This window comes from Actinophytocola xinjiangensis (assembly GCF_001921215.1).
GTDB lineage: Bacteria > Actinomycetota > Actinomycetes > Mycobacteriales > Pseudonocardiaceae > Actinophytocola > Actinophytocola xinjiangensis.
Map to the genome: position 1 here is coordinate 267,326 of NZ_MSIF01000006.1, position 25,582 is coordinate 292,907.

Consider the following 25,582-nt stretch of genomic DNA (forward strand, 5'->3'; position numbering starts at 1 on the left):
GCGGGCCGGTGGGTCAGTTGTCTGGCTGTTGCTCGGCGAGGAAACGTTCGAACTCGGCGGCCAGCTCGTCCGCGCTGGGGACCGCCTCGCCCTCGCCGACCAGAAGGTTCTGGGAGGACTCGGTGAACGCGTCGTACTGGCGTTCCAGGGCGGCGACCACCTCGGCCACCTCGCTGGACTCGGCGACCTGGCGGGCGATCTCGGCGTCGGCCCTGGTCGCCGCCTCTGGCAGCGCGCCCGACTCGATGACCAGGCCGGTCGACTTGGTCAGGGCCTCCAGCAGGCCGAGCGCGGCCGGCGGGTAGGTGCCCTGGGCGAGGTAGTGCGGCACGTAGGAGGCGAAGCCCATGGCGTCGTGGCCCGACCGGCCCAGGCGCAGCTCCAGCAGTGCCGAGAGGTGGCCCGGCACCTGAACCCGGCTGAACGGGGACTTCTCGGTGATCAGCTCGGGGCGGGTGGCGTGGGAGATCACCACGAGCCGGCGGGTGTGCGGGACGCCCATCGGGATGCCGTGGAACCCGACGGTCAGCCGCACGCCCCAGCGGTCGATCAGGGCGCGGACGGCCGCGACGACCGCCTCCCACCGGCGGTCCGGTTCCGGGCCGGTCATCAGCAGGAACGGGGTGCCGGCCGAGTCGTGCAGCAGGCGCACCACGAGTTCGGGGGCGTCGTAGGACTCCCAGCGGTCGGTGTCGAAGACCATGGCCGGGCGGCGGGCCCGGTAGTCGAACAGGTCGTCGACGTCGAACCGGGCGACGACCCGGTGCTCGTGGGTGTTCAGCAGGTGCTCGACGAGTGTCGAACCGGCCGAACCGGCGTCCATGAAGCCGTCGAAGTGGTGCAGCAACACCGCCCCGCTCAGATCCGGGACGTCGGAGTCGACCTCGAACAACTCCTCCGGGTCCTGCGCCACCACACACCCTCCCAGGTCGTCACGTACTTCCCACGCCTCACACACCCAACGTCGCCGCGGCCCGGGACATTCCCGCCCGGCCACGGCGTCCGGCGACCATACCCCGCCCGGTCAGTGGCCCAGCAGGGCGAGATAGCCGTCGAGGTGCGCGGCGCCGGCCAGCAGGGCACGGCCCCGGGCGGCCAGCCTGGCCTGCCAGGCGTCGAGGAAGGCGCCCAGCGCGTCCGCGCCACCGGCCTCGTGCAACGACTCCACGAAGTGCGCGACCTGACGCAGTCGGTAACCGCCACGCCGCAGCTGGGTCGCGATCTCGGCGTCGCGCACGGCCGGCGGGTCGTAGGTGCGGTAGCCGGTCGCCGGGTCGCGTCCGGGGCGCAGGATGCCCTCGGTCTCCCAGGTACGCAGGGTCGCGGGGTGCACACCGACCCTGCGGGCCAGTTCACCGACGGTCAGCGCGCCGGTCTGGCGGGGGGTCGTGGTGGACAGGGTGTCCAGGGCGGCGGCGACCTCGGTGCGGGTGGCGCGTTCGGCCAGCAGCGCGGCGTGCGTGGCGTCGAGCAGCCGGTAGGCGGCGTCGAGGTCGTCGCGGTTGACCGCGCGCAGGATCTCGGTGGCCGTGGCGTGCCCGTGGCCCCGGCGCAGCGCCAGGAACGCCCGCAGGGCCTGGGCGTGGACGGGCGTGTAGCGGCGGTGGCCGGACCCGCCCCGCACGGCCGGCGGCAGGGCGCCGGCGTCCTCGTAGTTGCGGACCGCCTGGGCGGACAACCCGTGCTCGCGGGCGAGGTCGATGGGGCGCACCGTTCACCTCCGATTGAGGTTTCACGGTACCTCCCCAGGTCATTCGTGGAAAAACCTCACCCGAACCTTCAACGATACGGTCGAAGGTAGTTCCCCATCGGAGAAGAGAATGGAGTGCCCATGCGTGGGATCGCCCGTCAGGTCGACGACCCGACCGGCCTCGGCCGGGTCGTCGACGATCTGCTCGCCGCGAGGGCCGAACCGCCCGTCGTGCTCGGTCTCGGCGAGCCGACCCACGGGATCGCGGCGTTCCCGTTGCTGCGCAACGAACTCCTCGGCCACCTGGCCGGCCGGGGGTTCCGGTCGGTCGCCCTGGAGAGCGACCACTTCGCCGCCTCGGTCGTCAACGACCACGTCACCGGCGGGCCAGGCGAGATCGACGAGGTGCTGGCGACCGGGTTCAGCCACGGCTTCGGTGCCGTCCCGGGGAACCGGGAACTGGTTGAGTGGCTGCGCGAGCACAACGCCGGCCGGCCGCCCGCCGACCAGGTCCGCTTCCACGGCTTCGACGCCCCGCTGGAGACCTTCAGCGTGCCCAGCCCCCGGCGCGCGCTGTCCGCGGTCCGCGACCACCTGCCGGCCGCCCTGCGCCCCGCGTCGGCCGGTGACCTCGACGCGCTGCTGGGCGAGGACGCGGACTGGACCAACCAGGAGGCCGTGCTCGACCCGACGAAGTCCATCGGCGACTCGGCCAACGCGCACGCCCTGGCCGCGGTCGCCGACGACCTGGCCAGCGCGGTGCGTCGCGCCTCGCCCGACCTGGGCCCGGCCGACCCGGCCGGACACCGGCTGGCGCTCGCGCACGCCCGCACCGCGCTGGGACTGCTGCGCTACCACCGTGTCCTGGCCCGCCCGGCACCCGACCGGATCGCGACACTGCTCAGCGTGCGGGCGGAGATGATGGCCGAGAACCTGCTCGACATCGTCGAGCGGGAACGCGGCCGCGGGCCGACGCTGGTGTTCGCGCACAACGTGCACCTGCAGCGCTCACCGTCGGCGATGGCCGTCGGCGCCGAGAACGCGACCTGGGCCGGCGCCGGCGCGCTGGCCGCGCTGACCCTCGGCGAGCGGTACGTGTTCGTGGCCTCCGACGCCAACCCGCGCGCCGAGGCCGGCACCCTGCAGGGCGCGCTGGCCGGGGCGACCGACCGGCGGGCGCTGTTCGCGGTGCCGGACCTGCTCGCCGCGCTCGCGCCCTCGACCACGGCCGGCGAACCGATCCTGCCGGGACACCTGCCGCTCAGGCCAGGGGAACTGGCCGGCGCCGACGCGGTGATCTTCGTCGCCGACACCGACGGCACGCGGCATCAGTACTGGTAGGAGGCGATGACGCCGCGCGCGTAGGCGTCGGGCGGCAACGCGGGCGACACGCCGACCGCGCCGCCGGCCCAGATCTCGCGGGTGCCCGGCACGAGTTCCAGGTCGTGCACCTGGAGGTGCTGGCGACGGTCCTCGTCGGTGACCGCGTCGGTGCGGCCGGGGACCGGTTCGGGGTCGGCGATCACGGCCAGGTCCCCTGTGCCGGTGCGGTGCTGCTCGGCGCCGTGCACGCTGGCCAGCACGAACCCGCCGTCGCCGTCGACGGTGCCCAGCAGGGCGGACTCGGCGGGCATCAGGTCGGCCGAGTCGTCGACCGTGTCGGGGACCTCCCGCCACGCCGACCCGTCCCAGTGCGCGACGAACGGCGACACGGCCTCGCCGGTGGTCAGGTAGCCGAAGGCCCACACGTCCTCGGGGCCCAGCGCCACCAGGTCGCCGATCCGGCCGCCCTCGACCGCCAGCCGTCGCGGGAGTGGCACCGGTCGCCAGCCGTCACCGTCGAACCGCACCACCGCCGGCCGGCCGTCGTCGGTCCCGGCGGCCCAGACGTCGTCCGGACCGCTGGCGGCGACGTGGTCGAGGTAGTCGGCGGGCGCCGGGAACTGGCGCCATTCCCGACCGTCCCAGTGGTGGGCGATGGCGACGGGGCTCGATGACGCGTCGAGCGCCCACACGTCGTCGGGGGCCACGGCCACGGCGTCGCGCAGGGTGAACCCGGTCGGGACGCGCCGCCACTCGCGGCCGTTCCAGCGCAGCGCCCCCAGGTCCGGGGAGGCGGCGATCTCGTCGGCGGCGAGTTGGCCGAACAGCCAGACGTCGTCCGGGCCCGACGCGGTCAGCCGCGTGAACTCCGCTCCGCCCTCGTGGCGCAGCGCCGGATGGTCAGGAGCGGGCCCCCAGTCCGCGCCGTCGCGTCGCAGCAGGGCGAAGGCCGGGTCGCCGTCCCCGCTCCCGGTCTCGAACGCGATGGCCCAGCCGTCGTCACGACCCAGTGGCAGCACGTCCACCACCACCATCGACCGCGACTCGCTGACGTGGTCGAGCCGCCAGCGGGGCTCGGTCGGGGCGGCCAGGTCCTCGGACCCGCCGCCGCAGCCGGCCGTCAGCAGACACAGGGCCAGACCCGCTCTCCGCAACACCCGCCCAGCATCGCCGACGTGGCCGGGGACCGGTCCCCCGGGCTCACGCCCCGCAGCGGCCACCGAACACGTCGGCCCGGCCGTCGCCGGTCAGGTCGGCGAGCGCCAGCGTCGAGGACGGGCAGGTCGCGCGGGCCAGCGGGGTCCACGAGGTTCGCGCGCCCGAGGAGTAGAACCACTGGGTGCTGTCGGTGCGGAACACGTCGGTGCGGCCGTCGCCGTCGAGGTCGCCGAACATGAGCGCCGACGCCGCGTAGCCCGAGGTCGCCAGCGGGGACCACCGCTCCCGGCCGGCCGAGGAGAACTGCCACCGGTCGCCGACCAGCGCGAACACGTCGGTACGGCCGTCGCCGTCGAAGTCGCCGAAGCCCAGCGAGCCCAGCGGCAGGGTGGCCGAGGTCAGCGGGGTCCACGCGGTCCGGCCGCCGGCCGAGTAGTACCACCGGGAACCGTTGGTGCGGAACACGTCCGTGCGGCCGTCGCCGTCGAAGTCCCCGAACCGCAGGTCGGCCAGGCCGTAGCCGGAGGTGTTCAGCGTCTGCCACGCTCCCCGGCCGCCCGGGGAGAACAGCCACTCCCCGCCGGAGGCGGTGAACACGTCGGTACGGCCGTCGCCGTCGAAGTCGCCGAAGCGCAGCGCGGCGCGGGTCGTGCCGGAGGTCGTCAGCGGCACCCAGCGACCCACGCCGCCCGGCGAGAAGTACCAGCGGTGGCCGGTCGCGCGGAACACGTCGTCGCGGCCGTCCCCGTCGAAGTCGCCGAAGCCGACCTCGGCCGCGTCGAAGGTGTAGGGCGCCAGCGACTGCCAGGAGCCGGTGCCGCCGCTGGAGACCTGCCAGGCCACCAGGCGGCGGGTGCCCTGGACGTGGCAGTTGCCGGTGGTCGTGGCGTAGGTGTTGGTGCCTACCGTGAGGTTGCCGGTGAAGTGCAGTTGGCGTGTGGCGGTCGACGCCCCGGTGTGTGCGAAGCAGTTGCGGGTGACCGTGGCCGTGGTGGCCGGCCGGCCACGGACCACGACCGCCGGCTGGGCGCTGGAGCGGAAGCTGTTGTTGTTGATGTGGATGACGTCCCCGGCGTAGGGGGCGCCGTTGCCCAGCGCCTCGTTCTCGCCGTGCATGTCGAAGCCGTGGGAGCGGGCGTTGTCGATCACGAGGTTGTAGCGGGCCTCGTACCGCTGGGTGCGCAGGCCGTTGCCGGCGATGGCGTGCCGGTTCTGCTCGAACCGGTTGAACTCGATGATCGCGCTGGAACTGTTGTACAGCACCACCCCGTAGCCAAGGCCGGTGCGCCGGTTGTGGTGGATGTCGTTGTTGGCGACGCGCGCCTCGATGGAGTCGCCGAGGTACACCGCGCCGTGCGACCAGCCGGAGAGCTCGTTGTTGTCCACCGTCAGGTCCGAGGTCTCCAGCGCCTCGATGCCGCGCGAGTTGTCGTACTGGTAGGCGTTGTCGCGGATCTCGGTGTCCGGGCCGCGCAGCCGCAGTCCGGTGATCCGCACCCCGCTGCCCCTTGGCGAGAACTGCGCCCACGCCTCGCGGTCACCGAGGTCGAGTTCGGTGTTGTACAGCAGGGCGCCCGACGAGCCGCCGCTGCCGCGATCGCTGGCCAGGGTGACCCCGGCGGGGATGACGATCCGCTTGAGGCCGGTGAGGTTGATCGACGCGGTGCCGGCGACGGTCACCGTGTCCCCCGCCGTGGCGCCGGCCAGCGCGGCCAGCAGTTCGTCCCTGGTGTCCACCGTGACGTCGCTCGTGAGCTCGTCGGCCGTGGCGGGAGCCGGTGACATCACCAGCACCACCCCGGCGAGGACCGCACCCAGCCGTCGCATGACCGCCTCCCGTGATCATCCCGTGGTCGTGCGACATCGAACCACAGCGGGGGCGCCGACAGTAGGGACCGGCGGCGGCCAACACCGTCTCATGTAGAGTGAACATCGGTTCATTCAAAGACCGGAGGTGGACGGGTGCCACGGAGCGAGGCGCAGTACGAGGCGATGCGGGCCGACACCCGCGAACGGATCGAGGTCGCGGCGATCCGGCTGTTCGCCCGGCAGGGCTTCGCGGCGACCAACGTGCGCGACATCGCCCGCGAGGCCGGGATCAGCACCGGGCTGCTGTACCGGCACCACCGGACCAAGGAGGACCTGTTCGGCGAACTGGTCACCCGCGCGGCGCAGGGCCTGAGCGGGGTCACCGCGCGGTTCCTCGCCGACGACCCGCCGGCCGAGATCATCACCGCGTTCACCGAGGAACTCGTGGCCGATGTCGTCACCAACGGCACGTTCGTGGAGTTCATGCTGATCATGAACCAGTCCTTTGCCATGGCGAACCCGCCGGCCCAGGTGCGCACGCTGATGGCCAGGCACGACGCGATGATGCGCGCCGTCGCCGACCTGATCGCGCGCGGCCAGCGCCTCGGCCGGTTCCACCCCGGCGACCCCGCCGAACTGGCCAGCTGCTGGTTCGGCGCCCTCGGCGGCCTGGCGATGCTGCGCTTCACCCTCGGGAAGCGGTTCGTCGCGCCCCGGCCCACCATGCTGACCCACTTCCTGATCAAGGAGAACACCGATGACTGAGGTACGACGGGCCGACGAACTCGACGAACACACCCGGGCCGGTCTCGGAAAGATCTTTGTCGACGGCTTCGGCGAGCACCTGGACTTCTTCGCCAAGGACCACGACCGGCTGGCGGGTGCGCTCACCCACGCCCTGGTCCCGTCGCTGTTCCACGTCGCCCTCGTCGACGGCCGGCCGGCGGCCATCGCCGCCTGCACCGACGGCGTGCGGCTCTCCTTCCGCCACGACGGGCGGATCCTGCGCCGCGAACTGGGGACCGTCCGGGGAGCACTGGCCGACCAGGTGTTCCGGCGGACGTTCCAGAAACCGTGGACCACCACCACCAGCGGGAAGGCCTCGATCGAGTTCGTCGCGACGGCCACGGAGTTCCGTGGCCGGGGTGTGGCCACCGCCCTGATCAGCCACCTGCTGACCCTGCCCGAGTACCACACCTACGTTCTGGAGGAGGTCGCCGACACCAACGCCCCGGCGATCGCGCTCTACCAGAAGCTCGGCTTTCGCGAGTTCACCCGAAAGAAGGTACGGCACTTCGGTCGAACCGGAATCAACTACTACGCTTCGTTCACACTTGAACAGAAATAACGATCGCCATTCTCCAGAAGCGCTGGAGAACAGGTAGGGCATTCGTTGCCAGATCCCCTCGCCAGCATGCACCATTTGAATCACCGAACCGTCAACCGGCAGGGAGATGTGCATGCCCGAGTCCGCGGTGCAGGTTTCCGGGAACGCGACCGGCGGTCAACCCAGTTCACTGGCCGACCGCAAGGCCGTCGCAGCGCGGATCGTCGGCGCGCACCCGCACTGGTCGGACCGCAGAATCGCCACCGCCGCCGGGCTGTCGGCGGCGACCGTCGCCCGGATCCGGTTGCGCAGAGCCGAACCCGACCCGCCGGACCGGCTCGGGCACGACGGCCGGACCAGGCCGGTCAACGCGCGCGAACGCCGCCGGCACGCCCGATCACTGCTGCTCGACGAACCCACCCTGTCGCTGCGTGAGGTCGCCCGGCGCGCCGGGCTCTCCCCGGAGACCGTCCGGTCGGTACGCTCCCAGCTGCACCGCGGCGAACCGGCGCCCGCGCCCGAACCGGGCCCCGACCCGACCGCGGTCCTCGCCCAGCTGCGCGGTGATCCCCGACTCCGGTTCTCCGAGTCCGGCCGGGAACTGCTGCGGCTGCTGGACCTGCACACGATGCCGGCCCGACGGTGGGCCGCGTCCGCGAACACCGTGCCGCCGCACTGCCGGGACGCCGCAGCGCGAGTCGCGCGGGAGTGCGCGCGGGCCTGGCACACCTTCGCCGAGCGGCTCGAACGCACGACCGCCACCGAGGCGAGCTGACCACCGGTCGTCAGGAGACAGCCATGGGAATCCCACCGATCGCGGCCTACCCGCTACCCAGCGCCGGTGACCTGCCGGCCAACGTCGCCGACTGGACGGTCGACCCCGACCGCGCGGTCCTGCTGATCCACGACATGCAGCGGTACTTCCTGCGGCCCTTCCCGGACGAGATCGCGCTGCCGCTGGTCAGCAACGTCGCCGACGTCCTCGACCGGTGCCGCGCGCAGGGCGTCCCGGTCCGCTACACCGCCCAGCCCGGCGGCATGACCGACGGCGAACGCGGTCTGCTGAAGGACTTCTGGGGCGCCGGCATGACCGTCGAACCGGCCGACCGCGAGATCGTCGAACCGCTCGCGCCCCAGCCGGGCGACCACACGTACACGAAGTGGCGCTACAGCGCGTTCCACCGCTCCGGCCTGCTCGCCGAACTCCGCGAGCTGCGCCGCGACCAGCTGGTCATCTGCGGTGTGTACGCGCACGTCGGCGTGCTGATGACCGCCGTCGAGGCGTTCACCAACGACATCGCGCCCTTCGTCGTCGCCAACGGCACCGCCGACTTCACCCCCGAGGACCACCGGCTGGCCCTGGACTACGCCGCCCGCCGCTGCGCGGTGGTGTGCACCGCCAAGGAGGTGCTCCGGTGATAGCGCGGCTCCTCGGCGCGACGCCCCAGCCGTTCGCGATCCTGCACCGCCCCAACTCCACCGGCGACGACCTCGACGTCCTGGTCGGCGAGGTGTCCACACCGGACACCCTGGCCCGGGTCACGCTGCCCGACACCGGCCCGCCCGGCCACGACGTGCTGGTGCTGGTCCCCTACCGGCAGATCACCGAACGCGGCTACGCCGCCGTGGACGACGGGTCGCCGCTCATCGCGCTCACCGTCACCCAGCAGGCCGTACTGCCCAGGAACGACGTGCTGGCCAGCCTGCCTGACACGCCGATCCCGTTGGCCGGCGGCCATTTCGACCCCGACGACGACGCCTACGCCGGGCTGGTGCGACGGATCATCGACGAGGAGATAGCCCACGGCACCGGCGCGAACTTCGTCGTCCGGCGCTCGTTCGTCGCCGAACTGCCCGGCTTCGGTCCGGCCGCCGCGCTGACCCTGTTCCGCCGGCTGTGCGAACGCGAGTCGGGCGCCTACTGGACCTTCGTCGTGTACACCGGCGAGCGCACGTTCGTCGGCGCCACCCCGGAGCGACACGTGAGCCTGCGCGACGGGGCCGCGGTGATGAACCCGATCAGCGGCACCTACCGCTACCCGCCCTCCGGGCCGACGCTCGCCGGGCTGATGGAGTTCCTCAACAACACCAAGGAGAACGACGAGCTGCTGATGGTCGTCGACGAGGAACTCAAGATGATGGCCCGGATCTGTGCCTCCGGCGGGCGGCTGACCGGGCCGTACCTCAAGGAGATGACCCGGCTCGCGCACACCGAGTACCTCATCGAGGGCCGCTCGGCCATGGACCCCCGCCAGATCCTGCACGAGACGATGTTCGCGCCGACGGTCACCGGCAGCCCGGTGGAGAGCGCCTGCCGGGTGATCAGCCGCTACGAGCCGGGCGGGCGCGGCTACTACAGCGGGATCATCGGGCTCATCGGTCGCGACGAGGACGGCCGGCGTGAGCTGGACTCGGCGATCCTCATCCGCACGGCTGAGATCGGTCACCGGGGGCAGCTGCGGATCGGCGTCGGCGCCACCCTCGTACGGCACTCCGACCCGGACTCCGAGGTCGCCGAGACCCGCACGAAGGCCGCCGGCCTGCTCTCCGCGTTCGACGTCGACGGCCCGGTCAGGTTCGGCGAGCGGCCCGAGGTCCAGGCCGCGCTGAACCGGCTCAACGCGCCGCTCGCCGGGTTCTGGCTGGCCGACAACCGCCAGGAGGTCGGGCCGACGGCGCTGGCCGGGCGGTCGGTGCTGGTCGTCGACGCCGAGGACACGTTCACCGCGATGATCGCCCAGCAGCTGAGCACCCTCGGGCTCGACGTGACCGTGCGCCGCTTCGACGAGCCGTACTCGTGGCAGGACCACGACCTGGTGATCATGGGCCCCGGCCCCGGCGACCCCCAGGACACCGGCGACCCGAGGATCGCGCACCTGCACACGGCCATCGAGACGCTGCTGGCGCGGCGCCGGCCGTTCCTGGCGGTGTGCCTGAGCCACCAGGTCGTCAGCCTCAAGCTGGGTCTGCCGGTGCGCCGCTGCGCGGCGCCCAACCAGGGCACCCGCTCGGAGATCGACCTGTTCGGCGAGCGGGAGGTCGTCGGGTTCTACAACTCCTTCGCCGCGCACGCCACCGCCGAGGTCGTCCACCACCCGAGGGCCGGGCGGGTCGAGGTCAGCCGCGACGAGGACACCGGCGAGGTGCACGCCCTGCGCGGACCGCACTTCGCGACCATGCAGTTCCACCCCGAGTCGGTGCTCACCAAGGACGGGCCGAGAATCCTGGCCACCCGGATCAAGGAGGTGCTGGACAAGCATGCGAGCCACCGTCACGTGGTGGGACCTGAGCACGTCGACCCAGACCATCGACTCATTGCGTGAACACCTGCGCGACGGCGGGGCGGCGGCGTGGGCCGGGATACCCGGTCTGCGCCTGAAGTTCTGGATCTCCGACCGCGCCGGCAACCGGTGGGGCGCGGTGATGCTGTGGGAGCCCGGTCATCCCCGGCCCGACCAGCCGCTGCCGCCCTACCGCGCCCTGGAGCTGATCGGCTACCCGCCGACCGAGCGGATCGTGTTCGACGTCGAGGCCACCGTCGAGGGCAGCTACGCGGTGGCCGCTCTGTCCGGTCTCGGCCTGGCCGTGGAGGAACCGTGACCGAACCGATCACAGCTCCGACCGCGGCTCCGATCGCGCTGGCCAGGGACTGGCTCGCCGAGGCGGTGGCGGCGGGGGTGAGTGAGCCGGGCGTGCTGTCGCTGGCGACGGTGAGTGCCGCCGGGCGGCCGTCGAACCGGATCGTGGCGACCATCCGGATCACCGACCACGGTCTGGTCTTCGCCAGCTACACCACCAGCCCCAAGGGCCGCGACCTCGCCGCCACCGGCTGGGCGTCGGGGGTGCTGTACTGGCGGGAGTCCCGCCGGCAGGTCATCCTCACCGGCCCGGTCGAGCAGCTCACCGACGAACAGAGCGACGAGCTGTGGTTCGCCAGGGCGCCGGGCCTGCACCCGATGTCGGTGGCCACCACGCAGAGCGCGCCGCTGACCGACGAGGACGCGCTGCGCACGCGGGTCCGGGAGCTGGCCGCGTCCGGCGAGCCGCTGGACCGGCCGGCGGCCTGGGTCGGCTACCAGCTCGTGCCGTCCACTGTGGAGTTCTGGGAGGACCGGCCGGAGCGGTTCTACTGGCGGATGCGCTACGACCGTGACGGGCAGACGTGGACGCACACCCGACTTCAGCCGTAGAACGAGCCGCGCGCGACCACGACCGCCGACCCGGACACCTCGACCCGGTCCACCCGGTCGCCCGCGCCGGTCGCGGTGGCCAGCATCCGCGACGGCCGGCCCATCTCGACGCCCTGCCAGATCTCGATCCGGTCGCCGTAGGCGATGCGGCCGTGCCGGGCGAGGTGCACCGCCAGCGGGCCGGCGGCCGAGCCGGTCGCCGCGTCCTCGGCGACCCCGTAGGCCGGCGAGAACATCCGCAGCCGCCAGGACTCGCCCGCCGGGGCGAAGCAGTTGGCGGCGACGTCGAGGTGGTCGGCCAGCGCGCGCTGGTCGGGGCGCAGCGCCGAGAGCGCCCGCACGTCCGGCAGGCCGACGTAGACGTGCCGGGGACCGTTGCGGTAGACCTCGACCGGCAGCGTCGAGTCGGTGATTCCCAGTGCCGCCACCAGGTGCGCGGACTGGGCGTAGGGCTCCCAGGTCGGCACCGGCTGGCGCATCGTGGCCGACAGGACCGCGCGCGAACGGTCGTAGGTGAACGGCACGGTGCCCATGCCGGTCTCCATCAGCAGCCGGTCCCGGTCACCGGCCAGCACGATCGCGGTGCCCAGCGTGGGGTGGCCGGCGAAGGACAGTTCGTTGACCGGCGTGAAGATCCGCACCCGCACGTCACCGTCACGCTCGGGCGGCAGCACGAACACCGTCTCCGAGAGGTTCATCTCCCTGGCCAGCCGCTGCATGCGGTCGGCGCTCAGACCGGCGGCGGCCAGGAACACCGCGACCGGGTTGCCGGACAACGGTTCCTCGGCGAAGACATCGGCGACGACATATTCCAGCATTGGTCAAAAATAGCGCGCGGAGGCGCGCGGAAATGAGCAGTTGGACACGTTTGACAGTTTCCGTCCGGCGCCGTTACAAGTGGGATCCGGACGGTCGGAAGATTGGCGGGCCATGAACGCATTCGAGCAGAACGTCGAGACGCGACGCCACAACCGGGCCGTGGTGGAGGACTACATGAGCCGCCGGGGTGAGGGCCGGCTCACCCGGTACGAACTGTTCACCGACGACGGCAGCGGCGGGCTCTACACCGGCGACACCATGGAGCCGATCATCTCCGTCGGCCGGGACAAGCTCAAGGCGCACGGCGCCTGGTCGCTGAAGATCTTCCCGGACTGGGTCTGGTACAATGTCGAGATCTTCGAGACCCAGGACCCGGACCGGTTCTGGGTGGAGTGCGACGGCAAGGGCCAGATCCTGTTCCCGGACTACCCGCCCGGCCAGTACGAGAACCACTTCCTGCACGCGTTCCGCTTCCGCGACGGCAGGATCTGTGAGCAGCGCGAGTTCATGAACCCCTACCACCAGATGCGCGCGCTGGGCATCGACATCCCGGTGATCAAGCGCGCCGGAATCCCGACATGAGCGGGGACGTGACGGCCGCCAGCACCGTGGTCGAGCTGATCACCGGCGGCTGGCGCGCCCAGGCCGTCTACACGGCGGTGAAGCTGCGTCTGCCCGACCACATCGAGGACGGCCGGACCACCGACGCCGAACTGGCCGCCGCGTCCGGCGCCAGGGAGGACGGCATCCACCGGCTGATGCGGCTGCTGGTGGCCATGGACGTGTTCGCCGGCACCGGCGCCGGCTACCGCAACACCGACGTGAGCCGTGCGCTGCTGGACCGGCCCGGCTCGCAGCGGGACATGTGCCTGCTCTACGGCGAGGACTTCTACGCGGCCTGGGGCCACGCCGCCGAGGCGATCAGCACGGTCGGCTCCGGGTTCGAGCTGGCCTACGGCCGGCCGGTGTACGAGTATTTCACCACCGACCCGGCGGCGGCCGAACGGTTCCAGGGCGCGATGCGCGCCGGCAACCTGTTCTTCGACGCGGTGCCCGGCGTGTTCGACTTCGCCGGCCGGCGGGTGGTGGACCTCGGCGGCGGCTCGGGGCAGCTGCTGGGCGCGATCCTGGCGGCCACCCCGGACGCCCACGGCGTGCTGCTGGACCTGCCGAACGTGGTGGCCGCCGCGCGGACCCGGCTGGCGCACCTGGCCGGGCGGCTGGACCTGGTCGCCGGCGACATGTTCGAGGCGGTGCCCGCCGGCGGCGAGGTGTACCTGCTGTGCCGGGTGCTGGCCGGGCACTCCGACGAGGCGGTGGTGAAGCTGTTCACCGACGTGCGGAACAACCTCACCGGTCAGGACGCGCGGCTGCTGCTGCTGGACCGGCTGGTGGTCGACGAGAACTCCACCGTGCTGCCGGCACTGTGGGACCTGCACCTGCTGATGACCACCGGCGGGCGGCACCGCTCGCGTGCCGAGCTGGAGGTGTTGCTCGACCAGGCGGGTCTGGAGGTCGAGCGGGCGGCCGACCTGCCGGTGGAGACCACCGCGCTGGTCGTGCGCCGGCGGGACTGAGACCGTGCGGGCGCCCGGCGGCGGGCGCCCGCACGATGACTCAGGGCCGGTTGCCGGTGGGGATCGTGATGGGTGTCGTCGTCGACGAGGAACCCTTGTTGAGGAACAACATCGCGATCGCCCGGATGAACTGGTCGAACATGTAGAAGCCGACCGGCATGACCGGGATCAGCCCCTCGCGGAACGCGATGTAGGCGGGCCAGCCTGTGCGCACCAGTGCCGCCGCCGCGTAGTCGCGCCGCAGCCCCAGCCAGTCACCGATCTCGTGGCTCAGCGCGTAGCGCACGAACTCGTTGAGGAAGCCCCGGGTGACGCCCAGGTCGATCTGCGCGGTCAGCCCGAGGAGGTCCTCGGCGAGGTCCCTGCCCTCCTGCGTCGGCGTGAGAACCGGGGTGAGTGCCTGCTCGGACTGCGCGTACGCCTCCGCCCACGTCTTCGGGATGAACTCCTCCCGCACGCCAAGCAGGTAGATCGCCACCTGCCACATGTGCAGGAAGGCCTCCTCCTCCGCCGCGGTCATCGGCACCTTCCAGTCGCGCAGCTTCTTGTGCACGTAGGTGCCCAGGCTGTGGAAGGTGACCAGGATGTCGCCGTTGCTGATCGGGATCTGCTCGTCGGCCACGGCCGTCCACTGCGGTGACTGCGGCAGCAGGTGGCGCACGGCGGCGTGCACCAGGCGGGTCTTGTTGGCGGTGACCACGAACTGGCCGTCGGGGTCGAAGGCGTTGCGGTCGCTCAGGTCGTAGCCGAAGGTGAACGTCTTGGCCGCGCGGTCCTGCATGTCGGCGCCGCCGGCCGACCAGTACACCGACTTGGCCTCACGCGGGATGACCGTGCTCATGATGCCGCTGCCCAGGCCGTAGAGCATGAACAGGTAGGTGTCCTTGCGGCGGTTGAAGTCCGCCGCCAGGCGCAGTTTGGTGGGGTCGGCCCAGCTGGGCAGCGTGTTGACCTTGCGCAGCCAGGTGGTCAGGTTGCCGGGCAGGCCGGTGGGCAGCGGGTCGTTGTTGTCCACCCAGGTACGCATCGCGGTGTTGACACCGGGGACCTGGCCGGCGTTGAGCAGGCCGGCCATCAGGGTGTCGATCTCGTCGTCCCAGGCCCACCACGGGTCGGCGGCGGTGGCCTTGCCGGCCGCCGGGGCCAGCGACCCGGCCGTGGACGCCAGGGCCGGGGCAGCGCCGGCGACGCCGACCAAACCCAGCGCCACACCGAGGGAAAGGGCGTTCCTCCTGCTGAGATTGCTCATTTACTTACCTAGCTTCCTTGATAGGCATAGGCGCCGCTTGTGCAGGGTCTCGCGGTAGCAAACCAGCCATGTTCCCACTTGAGTCAGTGTGAGAATCTTGATTAACATAGCGAAGCTCGCCAGCCCCCGGCAAGGGGTCGTCGGCAACCCGAACCGCCTCCGCTGTCCCCCCGAGGAGCCACCATGACCAGCGAGCCGACCACCACCGGGACCGACGCCCGTCCCACCTGGGTCAGCGACGAACACGTCACGCGGTGGTGCGCCCGGGTACGCCGGGACGTCACCCGGCACGCCGACACCGCACCCGAGCCGCTGACCGCCGCCGCGCCCTTCGACCTCTCCCCCACCGCCGAGGTCCCCAGCAGCGCGCCCGAGGACGTCGCCTCCTGCGCGGACAGCGCCCGGGCCGCGCAGCGGGAGTGGGCCGCCACCCCGCTCGCGAGCCGGGCCGCGATCGTGCTCGCCTTCCACGACCTGCTGCTGGCCCGCCAGGACCAGGTGCTCGACCTGATCCAGTGGGAGACCGGCAAGGCCCGCTACCACGCCTGGCAGGAGGTCGCCCAGGTCGCGACGATCGCCCGGCACTACGCCCGCCGCGCCCGCCGCTACCTCGCGCCCCGGCGGGTGCGCGGCATGGTGCCCGGCCTGACCAGGGTCCGGGAGGTGCGGGTACCCCGGGGCGTCGTCGGCGTCATCTCACCGTGGAACTACCCGCTCTACCTCGGGGCGGGCGACGTGCTGCCCGCGCTGCTCGCCGGCAACGCCGTGATCTCCAAGGCCGACCCGCAGACCCCGCTGACCCTGCTGTGGACCCGTGACCTGATGGCCGAGGCCGGCCTGCCCGAGGACCTGTGGCAGGTCGTCACCGGCTCCGGGCCGGTCGTCGGCACGGCCGTGGTGGACGCGGTCGACTTCGTCTGCTTCACCGGCTCCACCGCCACCGGCCGCACCGTGGCCCGGCGCGCGGCCGACCGGCTCGTCGGCGCGTCACTGGAACTCGGCGGCAAGAACCCGCTGATCGTGCGGGAGGACGCCGACCTCACCGCCGCCGCGACCGGCACCGCCGTGGCCGCGTTCGCCAACTCCGGCCAGATGTGCATCCACATCGAACGCGTCTACGTGCACGAGGACGTGCACGACGCCTTCCGGGACGAACTCGTCCGGGTCACCGAGTCCCTGCGACTGGGCCAGACCTACGACTACGCCGCCGACCTCGGTTCGCTGGTGTCCCCCACGCGGCTGGCCGCCGTGCAGGCCCACGTCGAGGACGCCGTGCGCCAGGGCGCGACCGTGCTCACCGGCGGCCGGACCCGGCCGGACATCGGCCCGCTGTGCTACGAACCGACGATCCTCACCGGCGTCACGCCCGAGATGGCCGTCCACGCCGAGGAGACCTTCGGCCCGGTCCTGTCGCTCTACGCCTACCCCGCCGGTACCGACCCCGTCGAACTCGCCAACCAGGGCAGCCACGGCCTGTCCGCGTCGATCTGGTCGCGCGACAGCCGCGCGGCCGAGCGGTTGGCTGGACGGATCCGCTCCGGATCGGTCAACATCAACGACGGCGCGGCCGCGGCGGCCGGCAGCATCGAGGCGGGGATGGGCGGCATGGGCGAGAGCGGACTGGGCCGGCGGCACGGCGCCGAGGGCATCAGCAAGTACACCGAGAGCCAGACGATCGCCGTGCAGCGGCTGATGCCGCTCGGGCCGACACCGGCGGCACCGGCCGACGGGTTCGTCCACCGCACCAACCGCCAGCTCACCCTGCTGCGCCGGCTGGGGATCCGGTGAGCGCGCTGGAACGGTGGCGCGAGCTGCGGGCGGCCACCGGCCCGATCGACCCCGACCTGCTGGACGCGCTGTGGGCCGACCTGGAGGTGGTCGACGCGGCGGCGATCCTCGGTTCGTGGCGCGGTTTCGCGTTCCCCACCGGCCATCCGATCGAGAAGGCGCTTGGCGCGAGCCGCTGGCACGGCAAGCGGTTCGACGCGCTGGACGACGCCAAGCCACTGATCTGCCGCGCCGAGGACGGCACGCTCCACTCCGACACCACGACCGGCGGCGGCGAGGCCAGCCTGTGGAACGTGGAGTTCCGGGGCGAGGTCACCGCGACGATGGTCTACGACGGCCGGCCGGTGCTCGACCACTTCAAGCGGGTGGACGAGAACACGCTGATGGGCGTGATGAACGGCAAGCCGCGCCTCGTGCTCGCCGACGGCCGGCACTTCTACTTCGGGCTGGAGCGTGAGTGAGGACCTCGGTACTGCTGTCCCGGGGCGACGCGCCGAGCGAGGTCGTCGACGCCGAACTGGACGACCCCCGGCCGGACGAGGTGGTGGTGCGGATCGAGGCGGTCGGTGTCTGCCACACCGACCTGGTGATCCGCCAGCGGCTCGGTGACCGGCCAGCGGTGCTCGGCCACGAGGGCTGCGGCGTGGTCGAGCGGCTCGGCTCCGGTGTCGACGGGTCGGCCGACGGGCTGGCCGTCGGCGACCGGGTGGTGATCTCGTTCGCCTCCTGCGGTGACTGCGGGCAGTGCCGGGCCGGCCAGCCGGCCTACTGCGCGTCGGCCGCCGCCCTGACCAGTTCCGGGCGCCGCCGGGACGGGTCGCCGACGATCCGCGTGGCCGGCGAGGCGGTGTTCGGGTCGTTCTTCTCCCAGTCCTCGTTCGCCACGGCCGCGCTGGCCCCGGCCCGCTCGTGCGTGCGGGTCGGCGACCTGCCGCCGGAGGTCGCCGCGCCGCTGGGCTGCGGTTTCCTGACCGGTGCCGGCGCGGTGCTCAACGTCCTGCGCCCCGGTCCGGGCGCACGGCTGCTGGTCGTCGGCGGCGGTGGGGTCGGCGCGGCGGCGGCGCTCACCGCGCTGTCCGAACGCGTGGAGGTCGTGGTGGTGGAGCCGATCGCGGCCCGCCGCGACCTCGCCGCCCGGTTCGGGGCCGCGACCGCCGCCTCGCTGGACGACCCGCTGCCGGCGGTGACCCACGCGCTGGACACCACCGGCCGGCCGGAGGTGATCGCCAGGGCGCTCGGCCTGCTCGAACCGCGCGGCACGCTGGCCGTCGTCGGTCTCGGGCCGGCCGAGGCCACCATCGACGTGCGGAACGTGATGCTGCGCGGGCTGACGCTGCGCGGCTGCGTCGAGGGCGACGCCGAGCCGTCGGCGCTGATCCCCGAGCTGGCCCTGCGCCACCGGCAGGGCCGGCTGCCGCTCGACCAGCTGGTGGCGACCTACCCGTTGGCCGAGTTCGACCGGGCGGTCGCCGACCAGCGGGCCGGGCGGGTGCTCAAGCCCGTACTGCTGCCGCGTCCCGCTCCCGCAGGGCGCCCTTGACGACCTTGCCGCCGGCGTTGCGCGGAAGTCCGTCGGTCGCCACCAGGTCCTTGGGCATCTTGAACGAGGCCAGCCGGCCGTCGAGGAACGCGGTCAGCTCCGGCAGCGACAGCTCCGCGCCGGGCGCGAGGGTGACGAACGCGACCGGCACCTGGCCCCAGCGCTCGTCGGCCCGGCCGACGACCGCGACCTCCACCACCGCCGGGTGCCCGGCGATCGCGTTCTCCAACTCGGCGCAGTAGATGTTCTCGCCGCCGCTGATGATCATGTCCTTCTTGCGGTCGACGACCCAGACGAAGCCCTCCTCGTCCTGGCGGACCAGGTCCCCGGAGTGGAACCAGCCGCCGGCGAACGCCTCGGCCGTCTCCGCCGGCTTGTTCCAGTACCCCTGGGTCACCGTCGGTCCCCGGTAGACGATCTCGCCGACCGCGCCGGGGGCCACGTCGTTCATCTCGTCGTCGACGATGCGGTACTGGAGCGTCGGGATGGGCCGGCCGACCGAGCCGAGCTTGCGCAGCGAGTCCTCTCCGCTGAGCACGCAGGTGATCGGCGAGGTCTCGGTCTGGCCGAACACGGCGACGTTCAGCGCGTCCGGGAAGCAGTCGGCCATCGCGCGCAGGGTCGCGTCGCTGGCCGGTGCCGCGCCCCAGCTGATGATCCGCAGCCGCAGGTCCCGCTGGGCGATGTCGGGCTGGGCGCAGATCAGGTCCCACTGCTGCGGGACGTTGAACACCACGGTCGCGCCCTCGCGCTCGTAGGCGTCGAGCACCGCCCGGGGGTCGAACGCGCCGAGCGGGTGGATCACCACCGTCCCGCCGACCAGGAAGTTCGCCACGATCGAGCCGAGGCCGGCGATGTGGAAGAACGGCGCGGTCAGGAAACCGACGTCGGAGTCGTCGAAGATCTTCATCGCCCGGACGCAGGTCTGCGCCTGGAGTTGCAGGTTGCGGTGGGACAGCAGCACACCCTTGGGGTGTCCGGTGGTGCCCGAGGTGTACATGATCAGCGCGGTCGACTCCTCGCTGATGTCGGGCAGCTCCATCGGCTCCCGCGCGGCCAGGAACTCCTCGTAGGACTCGTGGTCGCCGGCGGCGTCCCGGTCACCGATGACGATCACCGTGCCGATCGCGGCCGAGGCCGGGGCGGCCAGCAGCAGCGGCAGCAGCGCCGCGTCGACGACCACCGCGGAGGGCGTGCAGTCGGCCAGGATGTGGTCGAGTTCCTGTGGTGCCAACCGGAAGCTGAGGGGAACGGCCAGTGCGCCGAGGCTGTTGGCCGCGAACACGCTCTCCACGAACCACGGGTGGTTGAGGGTCAGCATCGCGACCCGGTCGCCGGCGGCCACGCCCCGGCCGGCCAGCCCGGCGGCCAGCCGCAGCGAGCGGTCGGACAGCGCCGCCCAGGTCGTGGTCTCCCCCCGGTAGCGCAACGCCGGCTTGTCCGGGCGCATCAGCGCGTGCGTCGCCGCGTGCGCCATCCAGTGGTGCCGGAACGTCCAGGGGGGAACCTCATGGCTCGTCACTGTGCCACTCCTACCTGCCGGTGCCTGTCCGTCGCGGCGCCAGTATGCCTGCCCGACGGCCGGTTGAGAAGCACTAAGTTAATCGAAAGTCACATCGGTGGGTACCGGGTCACGTTGACCGGCGGGCCGGGCGTGGTTGACTGGCGCGCATGGCCCTGTACCGCGTCCGGGCGCCCCGGTGACCGCGTCGGCCGTCCGGCCGCGCAACCGCAGACAGCTCATCGTCGAGGCGGCCGGTCGGATGTTCAGCCAGCGCGGCTACCACGCGGCGTCCATGGAGGAGATCTCCGCCGGTGTCGGCATCACCGCCGCCGCGCTGTACCGGCACTTCCCGAACAAGTACGCGTTGTTCGCCGAGTGCGCCAACGTCACCGTCGACCGGCTGGTCGCCGCGCTCGACGCCCTGCCGGCCGACGCCTCCGCCGCCGACGTGCTCGCCGCCGCCACCGGGGTCACCGTCGCCCACCGAGCCACCGGCGGGGTGTACCGCTGGGAGGCCAGGTACCTCGAACGGGCCGACCGCGCCGTGCTCGGCACCAAGTTCGCGCACGTCGTCGGGCGGGTGACCGGGGTGGTGCCCGACGACCTGCCGGCCAGGGACCTGCGGGCCGCCGCCGCCCTCGGAGTGGTCGGGTCGATCACCATGCACCGCACGTCGATCGCGCAGCGCCGCGCCGAGGACCTGCTGCTCGCCTCCGCGCTGCGGGTCGCCACCACCGACCCCACGGCCACCACCGGCGGCGTACCGCTGGTGGAACTGCCCCACCAGCCCGTGCCGCGCACCCGCCGCGCGGAGATCATCGCCGCGGCCATCCCGCTGTTCGAACAGGACGGTTTCGCCACCGTCACCAACGGCCGGATCGCCGAGGCCGTCGGCCTGGTCCCGTCGGCGATCTACCGCTACTTCCCCGGCAAGGCCGACATCCTGGCCGCCGCGTGCCTCCAGGCCGGCGCCCTGCTGTCCCAGTCGGTGGAGCACAACCTCACCGAGGTCCTCGACCCGCACGAGGCGCTGGCCGTGCTGACCGCGACCTACGTCGCCTACAGCTTCGGGCACACCGCGCTGACCACCGTCGCCAACGCCGAGCTCGGCGGCCTGCCGGCGGCACTGCAACGCCCGCTGGTGGTCGCCCAGCGCGAGCACATCGCGGTGTGGGAGCAGCAGCTGCGACTGGCCCGCCCCGAGCTGGACTCCCGCCAGGCCAGGGTGCTCGTGCACGCCGGCTTCGGCGTGGTCGTCGAGGCCGGGCGGCGGCTGCGCTGGCGCGACGACCAGGACAACCGCGACGCCGTCGGCGCGCTGGTGCTGGGCGCGCTGGGGCTTTAGCCGCCCTCGTTTCTCAGCCGCACAGGCCCTTCGCGCGCAGCACGCGGTCCAGGGCCTCGTCGACGCGCTGGCGGGGCAGCCGGCCGGTGGCCACGGCGTTCTCCAGCAGGTCGAGGACCTCGTTGATCTGCGCGGGCGATGACCAGAACGCCACGTCGACACCGGCGCCCAGCGCGGTCACCACCGCCTCGGGCAACGGGTAGCGGGCCGTGACGGCCTTCATCGCGGCGAGATCGTCGGTGTAGGAGACGCCGTCGAAGTCGAACTCGTCGTGCAGCAGCGCGTAGGTCGCCGGGCTGAGGGTGGCCGGCTGGCCGTCGGTCAGGCCGGGGACGTCGACGTGCCCGACCAGGACCGCCGCCGGGCGGTCCGGGCCAAGCAGCTCGCGGTACGGGACGAGGTCGACGGCCTCCAGGTCGGCCAGCGGCGGAGTGACCACAGTGGACTCGTGGGAGTCACCGGAGGCGCGGCCGTGGCCCGGGAAGTGTTTGAGCACCGGCAGGACGTCGCTGTCACGCAGGCCCTGGGCGAACGCCCCCGCGTAGCGGGTGACGGTCGCCGGGTCCTCACCGAAGGAACGGTCGCCGATCACCGAGTCGTCCGGCTGGCCGCTGACGTCCACCACCGGGGCGAAGTCGATGGTGACGCCCCGGCCGCGTAGCGCCGCCCCGCGCTCGCGGGCGAGGTCACGCACCTGGTCGGTGGTCAGGTCCCTGGCCATCGCGCGCGGGCTGGGGATCGGGCCGTCCAGCTCGTCGATGCGCTGCACCCGCCCGCCCTCCTCGTCGACGGCGACGGTCAGCGGCACCGCCGAGACGGCCTGGACGCGGTCGATCCCGCCGCCGCTCAACAACGCGGTGTCGTTGCCACCGACGAAGATCCCGCCGACGCCCACCGTGCGGACCAACTCGGCCGCGGGCTCGACCCGGCCGGGGTCGACGCCGACCATCAGCAGCTGGGCCAGCTGGCGGCGCGGCGGCAGGTCCGCGATCACCCCGGCGCAGGCGGACGCCGTCGTCGTGGGTGCGGTCGTGGTGGTGGTCGCCGCCGGGAGGCTCGTCGTCGGCGGCGCGTCGGCGGTCGTCGTGGTCGGCGCGGGCCGACGGTCCGCCGGCTGGGCGGTGCCCGAGGTCCTCTCCGGGGCCGCGGCCAGCACCAACACGGCGACCATCGCGCCGACAGCACCGAGCGCGACGGCGATCAGCAGTCCGGTCGTGACCGTGAGGCGTCGAAAGAGCACTCCCGAATGTAGCCTTTCCCCCTGAACGAGGCTCGGCGAGATCACGGGGGGTCACCGCCATGCCGGATCGCGACGCCGCCCTGTCCGCGCTCCACGCCCTGCTCGGCGGCGCGCGCGCCAACCCGGACCGGATCCTGGACGCCGGCGCCGCCGCGATCGCCCGCCGGCTGGCCGAGGCCACCGACCCGGACACCGACCTGACGGCGGCGCACGCGCTGGGCCTGTACCACTGGCTGCGTTGGGAGGTGCTGCCCGACGGCAGCGACGGCGAGGACCTCGCCGCCGCCACCCGCCTGTTCGGCCCGGTGTACCAGGTCAGCCCGGACTCCGTCCCCGAGCTGCTGCACCACCTCCTCGGCGGGGCCGACCCGGGGAAGGCGTCGCGCGACGCGGGCATCGAGCTGCTCACCGCGTACCTGACCACCGGGCGGTTCGAGCAGCTCACCGAGGCGGTGGCCCGCTTCCGGGAGGCCCTCGCCGCCCTCGGCGCCGCCGACGCCCACCGGGACAACGACCTGAACAACCTGGTGGCCGCGCTCAGCGTGCTCGCCGAGCGCCGCAACGACCCGGACGTCGTGCGGGAGGCGGTGGCCGCCGGCCGCGAGGCGGTGGCGATCAGCCGCCACCACAAACTGCGTGTGCGGTACCTGGACAACCTCGGCGGCGTGCTGCGGCTGCTGGCGGTGCGCACCGGGGACCTGGCGACGCTGCGGGAGGCGGCCGAGGTGGCCCGCGAGGCGGTCGCCGGCCTGACACCGGGACACCCGAGGCTCGCCGCGTTCAGCAGCAACCTCGCCGCCACCCTCCAGGTCCTGTACCAGCGCGCCGGGGAGCTGGAGGTGCTGGAGGAGGCGGCGCGGGCCGGCCGCACCGCCGTGGCCGCCACCCCCGAGGGACACCCGAACCGGGCCGTGTTCCTGCACAACCTCGGCGGCACGCTGGTGTCGCTCTACAGCCGCACCAACCGGTCCGACGTGCTCGACGAGGCCGTGACGGTCAGCCGCGACGCGGTCGCCGCACTCCCCCGCGACCACCCCGAGCGCGCGTCGATGACCAACGGCCTGGCCGGCACGCTGGGCATGCTGGGCGAGCACACCCGAGACGCCGACATCCTGCGCGAGGGCGTGCGGACCGAGCGCGACGCGATCACCGCCACCCCGCACGACCACCCCGCCCGCGCCGGCTACCTGCACAACCTGGGGCTCATGCTGCGCACCCTGTTCGACCTGACCGGCGAGCTGGACGCGCTGACGCAGGCAGCGCGGGCCGGCCGGGCGGCGGTCGCGGCGACCACCGGCGACCACCCCGACCACGCCACCACCCGCTACGACCTCGGCAGCACGCTCCACCGGCTCCACGAGCGCACCGCCGAGCCCGAGGTACTGGCCGAGGCGCTGGAGTGCCTGCGCGCGGCGGGCGCGAGCTCCGCCGCGTCGACGTTCGTGCGGCTGCGCGCCCGGCACGCCCTGGGCCAGCTGGCCACCGACCCCGCCGAGGCGTTGCGCGCCATGGACAGCGCCATCGACCTGCTGGAGCTGATCGCCCCGGGCAGCCTGCAACGCAGCGACCGGGAGCACCAGCTCGGCCGACTGGGCAGCCTCGCCGGGGACGCGGCCGCCGCAGCACTGGCCGCCGGGAACCCCGCGCGCGCCGTCGAACTGCTGGAACGGGCGCGGGGCGTGCTCGCCGCCGACGCCGTCGGCCTGCGCGGCGCCGACCACGAACGGCTGCGCGCCCGGTACCCCGACCTCGCCGGCCGGCTCGACCGGGCGCGGAGCCGGATCGTCGAGCTGGACCGCACGCACGCCACCCTCGCGCACACCGTGCTCACCGCCGGCTCGACCAGGACCGTCAGCGCCCAGCTCCGCCAGCTGGCCGCGTCGCGCCGGGCCGCGTACGCGGACTGGGAACGTGCCCTGGCCGAGGCGCGCGAGCGCCCCGGGTTCGCCGGTTTTCTGCGGGCGCCGGACATCGGGCAGCTCACCCGGCACGCGCGGGACGGGCCGGTCGTGTACGTCACCGCCGGCCACGCCCTCGTGCTGACCGCCGACCCCGAGGACCCGGTGCACGTCGTCGCGCTGGCCGGGCTGAGCCCGCGCGCCGCCGAGGGCCGGGCGACCAGCCTGCTGGCCGCGTGCGGCACGGCCAACGCCCGGGACCTCGCGCCCGCCGCCGCCCGCACGGCCCAGCAGGAGATCCGCGCGGTCCTGGACTGGGTGTGGGACACCGTCACCGGCCCGGTCCTCGCCCACCTCGGGCACACCGCCGCCGTACCGGCCGGCGGCCCGTGGCCCCGGGTCTGGTGGTGTCCGGTCGGGGTGCTGGCGTTCCTGCCGCTGCACGCCGCCGGGCACGCGCTGGACCGCGTCGTGTCCTCCTACACGCCCACCGCGCGTGCCAGGAACCCCGAGCCGGCCGGCGCCGCGCCGGGCACGACCGTGATCGTCCCGGTCCCCGACCTGCCGGGTGCGGCGCTGCCGGGCGTCACCGAGGAGACCGCCGCGATCGGGGCGCTGGTGCCGGCGGCCAGCGTGCTGACCAACCCCACCCACGACACGGTCCTGGCCGCGTTGCCGGGCCACCAGGTCGCGCACTTCGCCTGCCACGGCCGGGCCGACCTGGCCGACCCGGCCCGCAGCCACCTCGTGCTCGCCGACCACGCCACCGCGCCGTTGACCGTCACCGAGATCGGCGCGCTGCGGCTGTCGGCCGGCCTGGCCTACCTGTCGGCGTGCGCGACCAGCGTGACCGCCGCGCGCCTGGCCGACGAGGCACTGCACATCACCGGCGCGTTCCACCTCGCCGGCTACCACAACGTGGTCGGCACGCTGTGGTCCATCGACGACACCACCGCGGCCGAGTTCGCCGCCGGGTTCTACCGGCTGCTCACCGACGACGGCACGGTCGCGCCGAGGACCGGGCGCAGCGCCGTCGCCCTGCACGAGGTCACCCGGCGGCTACGGGAGCGGTACCCGGACGTGCCGGCGGTGTGGGCGGCCTACACCCACACCGGCGCCTGAGCG

At 73.1% G+C, this 25,582-nt stretch carries 23 protein-coding genes; 15 read left to right on the forward strand and 8 right to left on the reverse strand.

Going from position 1 to position 25,582, the window contains the following annotated elements:
* Positions 1 to 13: 13 nt before the first annotated feature.
* The gene (locus tag BLA60_RS15690) at positions 14 to 913 is read right to left on the reverse strand and encodes a proteasome assembly chaperone family protein (RefSeq protein WP_075133717.1); all 900 of its coding nucleotides are present in this window, start codon (positions 911 to 913) and stop codon (positions 14 to 16) included.
* A 111-nt stretch (positions 914 to 1,024) separates the two neighbouring features.
* Positions 1,025 to 1,711 (reverse strand): MerR family transcriptional regulator, encoded by a 687-nt coding sequence (locus tag BLA60_RS15695; RefSeq protein ID WP_075133604.1) that lies wholly within the window; start codon positions 1,709 to 1,711, stop codon positions 1,025 to 1,027.
* 120 nt (positions 1,712 to 1,831) lie between these two features.
* On the opposite strand from BLA60_RS15695, the gene BLA60_RS15700 reads away from it, so the two are divergent.
* Positions 1,832 to 3,031, forward strand: a complete 1,200-nt coding sequence (locus tag BLA60_RS15700) for an erythromycin esterase family protein (RefSeq protein WP_075133605.1) — start codon at positions 1,832 to 1,834, stop codon at positions 3,029 to 3,031.
* Here BLA60_RS15700 and BLA60_RS15705 read toward each other — a convergent pair.
* Positions 3,019 to 4,170: a hypothetical protein gene (locus BLA60_RS15705; RefSeq protein WP_075133606.1), complete on the reverse strand. Its 1,152-nt coding sequence runs from the start codon at positions 4,168 to 4,170 to the stop codon at positions 3,019 to 3,021. The two genes, BLA60_RS15700 and BLA60_RS15705, sit on opposite strands and share 13 nt — an antisense overlap.
* 43 nt (positions 4,171 to 4,213) lie before the next feature.
* Positions 4,214 to 5,998 (reverse strand): FG-GAP-like repeat-containing protein, encoded by a 1,785-nt coding sequence (locus BLA60_RS15710; RefSeq protein WP_075133607.1) that lies wholly within the window; start codon positions 5,996 to 5,998, stop codon positions 4,214 to 4,216.
* 135 nt (positions 5,999 to 6,133) lie between these two features.
* Between BLA60_RS15710 and BLA60_RS15715 the strand changes: the two genes are divergently transcribed.
* From BLA60_RS15715 to BLA60_RS15745, 7 genes are all read left to right on the forward strand, one after another.
* Positions 6,134 to 6,745, forward strand: coding sequence for a TetR/AcrR family transcriptional regulator (locus BLA60_RS15715; RefSeq protein ID WP_075133608.1), 612 nt, complete (start codon positions 6,134 to 6,136; stop codon positions 6,743 to 6,745).
* Positions 6,738 to 7,328 (forward strand): GNAT family N-acetyltransferase, encoded by a 591-nt coding sequence (locus tag BLA60_RS15720; protein WP_075133609.1) that lies wholly within the window; start codon positions 6,738 to 6,740, stop codon positions 7,326 to 7,328. Before BLA60_RS15715 ends, BLA60_RS15720 begins: the two co-directional genes overlap by 8 nt.
* Before the next feature lie 112 nt (positions 7,329 to 7,440).
* Positions 7,441 to 8,082, forward strand: a complete 642-nt coding sequence (locus BLA60_RS15725) for a hypothetical protein (protein WP_075133610.1) — start codon at positions 7,441 to 7,443, stop codon at positions 8,080 to 8,082.
* Positions 8,083 to 8,105: 23 nt separating this feature from the next.
* Positions 8,106 to 8,726 carry an isochorismatase family protein gene (locus BLA60_RS15730; protein ID WP_075133611.1) on the forward strand — a complete coding sequence of 207 codons (621 nt, stop codon included), beginning with the start codon at positions 8,106 to 8,108 and terminating at the stop codon, positions 8,724 to 8,726.
* Entirely contained in the window at positions 8,723 to 10,630 is a 1,908-nt protein-coding gene (locus BLA60_RS15735; RefSeq protein WP_075133612.1) for an anthranilate synthase family protein, read from the forward strand. Before BLA60_RS15730 ends, BLA60_RS15735 begins: the two co-directional genes overlap by 4 nt.
* Positions 10,623 to 10,907: a hypothetical protein gene (locus BLA60_RS15740; protein WP_245812002.1), complete on the forward strand. Its 285-nt coding sequence runs from the start codon at positions 10,623 to 10,625 to the stop codon at positions 10,905 to 10,907. Before BLA60_RS15735 ends, BLA60_RS15740 begins: the two co-directional genes overlap by 8 nt.
* Positions 10,904 to 11,497, forward strand: a complete 594-nt coding sequence (locus BLA60_RS15745) for a pyridoxal 5'-phosphate synthase (RefSeq protein ID WP_075133613.1) — start codon at positions 10,904 to 10,906, stop codon at positions 11,495 to 11,497. The genes BLA60_RS15740 and BLA60_RS15745 overlap by 4 nt, the downstream gene beginning before the upstream one ends.
* Here BLA60_RS15745 and BLA60_RS15750 read toward each other — a convergent pair.
* The gene (locus tag BLA60_RS15750; protein ID WP_075133614.1) at positions 11,488 to 12,315 is read right to left on the reverse strand and encodes a PhzF family phenazine biosynthesis protein; all 828 of its coding nucleotides are present in this window, start codon (positions 12,313 to 12,315) and stop codon (positions 11,488 to 11,490) included. The two genes, BLA60_RS15745 and BLA60_RS15750, sit on opposite strands and share 10 nt — an antisense overlap.
* A 112-nt stretch (positions 12,316 to 12,427) precedes the next feature.
* Between BLA60_RS15750 and BLA60_RS15755 the strand changes: the two genes are divergently transcribed.
* Positions 12,428 to 12,898 (forward strand): PhzA/PhzB family protein, encoded by a 471-nt coding sequence (locus tag BLA60_RS15755; protein ID WP_075133615.1) that lies wholly within the window; start codon positions 12,428 to 12,430, stop codon positions 12,896 to 12,898.
* Positions 12,895 to 13,893, forward strand: a complete 999-nt coding sequence (locus tag BLA60_RS15760; RefSeq protein WP_075133616.1) for a methyltransferase — start codon at positions 12,895 to 12,897, stop codon at positions 13,891 to 13,893. The genes BLA60_RS15755 and BLA60_RS15760 overlap by 4 nt, the downstream gene beginning before the upstream one ends.
* 40 nt (positions 13,894 to 13,933) lie before the next feature.
* On the opposite strand, the gene BLA60_RS15765 is transcribed toward BLA60_RS15760, so the two are convergent.
* Entirely contained in the window at positions 13,934 to 15,142 is a 1,209-nt protein-coding gene (locus BLA60_RS15765) for an oxygenase MpaB family protein (RefSeq protein WP_075133617.1), read from the reverse strand.
* A gap of 183 nt (positions 15,143 to 15,325) precedes the next feature.
* On the opposite strand from BLA60_RS15765, the gene BLA60_RS15770 reads away from it, so the two are divergent.
* Genes BLA60_RS15770 through BLA60_RS15780 form a run of 3 tightly spaced genes read left to right on the forward strand, consistent with a single transcriptional unit; the run spans position 15,326 to position 18,470 of the window.
* On the forward strand, positions 15,326 to 16,930 hold the full coding sequence (locus BLA60_RS15770; RefSeq protein ID WP_075133618.1) for a succinic semialdehyde dehydrogenase: 1,605 nt from the start codon (positions 15,326 to 15,328) through the stop codon (positions 16,928 to 16,930).
* Positions 16,927 to 17,391 carry a DUF4334 domain-containing protein gene (locus tag BLA60_RS15775; RefSeq protein ID WP_075133619.1) on the forward strand — a complete coding sequence of 155 codons (465 nt, stop codon included), beginning with the start codon at positions 16,927 to 16,929 and terminating at the stop codon, positions 17,389 to 17,391. The genes BLA60_RS15770 and BLA60_RS15775 overlap by 4 nt, the downstream gene beginning before the upstream one ends.
* On the forward strand, positions 17,388 to 18,470 hold the full coding sequence (locus BLA60_RS15780) for an alcohol dehydrogenase catalytic domain-containing protein (protein ID WP_075133620.1): 1,083 nt from the start codon (positions 17,388 to 17,390) through the stop codon (positions 18,468 to 18,470). Before BLA60_RS15775 ends, BLA60_RS15780 begins: the two co-directional genes overlap by 4 nt.
* On the opposite strand, the gene BLA60_RS15785 is transcribed toward BLA60_RS15780, so the two are convergent.
* The gene (locus BLA60_RS15785; protein WP_211288746.1) at positions 18,424 to 19,947 is read right to left on the reverse strand and encodes a long-chain-fatty-acid--CoA ligase; all 1,524 of its coding nucleotides are present in this window, start codon (positions 19,945 to 19,947) and stop codon (positions 18,424 to 18,426) included. The genes BLA60_RS15780 and BLA60_RS15785 overlap by 47 nt on opposite strands.
* A gap of 223 nt (positions 19,948 to 20,170) precedes the next feature.
* Here BLA60_RS15785 and BLA60_RS15790 point away from each other — a divergent pair, with 223 nt between their 5' ends.
* Positions 20,171 to 21,319 carry a TetR/AcrR family transcriptional regulator gene (locus tag BLA60_RS15790; protein WP_154814374.1) on the forward strand — a complete coding sequence of 383 codons (1,149 nt, stop codon included), beginning with the start codon at positions 20,171 to 20,173 and terminating at the stop codon, positions 21,317 to 21,319.
* Between the two features lie 13 nt (positions 21,320 to 21,332).
* Here BLA60_RS15790 and BLA60_RS15795 read toward each other — a convergent pair whose 3' ends face one another.
* On the reverse strand, positions 21,333 to 22,490 hold the full coding sequence (locus BLA60_RS15795; protein WP_084734994.1) for a glycoside hydrolase family 3 N-terminal domain-containing protein: 1,158 nt from the start codon (positions 22,488 to 22,490) through the stop codon (positions 21,333 to 21,335).
* Positions 22,491 to 22,618: 128 nt separating this feature from the next.
* Between BLA60_RS15795 and BLA60_RS15800 the strand changes: the two genes are divergently transcribed.
* Positions 22,619 to 25,579: a CHAT domain-containing protein gene (locus BLA60_RS15800; protein WP_075133624.1), complete on the forward strand. Its 2,961-nt coding sequence runs from the start codon at positions 22,619 to 22,621 to the stop codon at positions 25,577 to 25,579.
* Positions 25,580 to 25,582 lie beyond the last annotated feature (3 nt).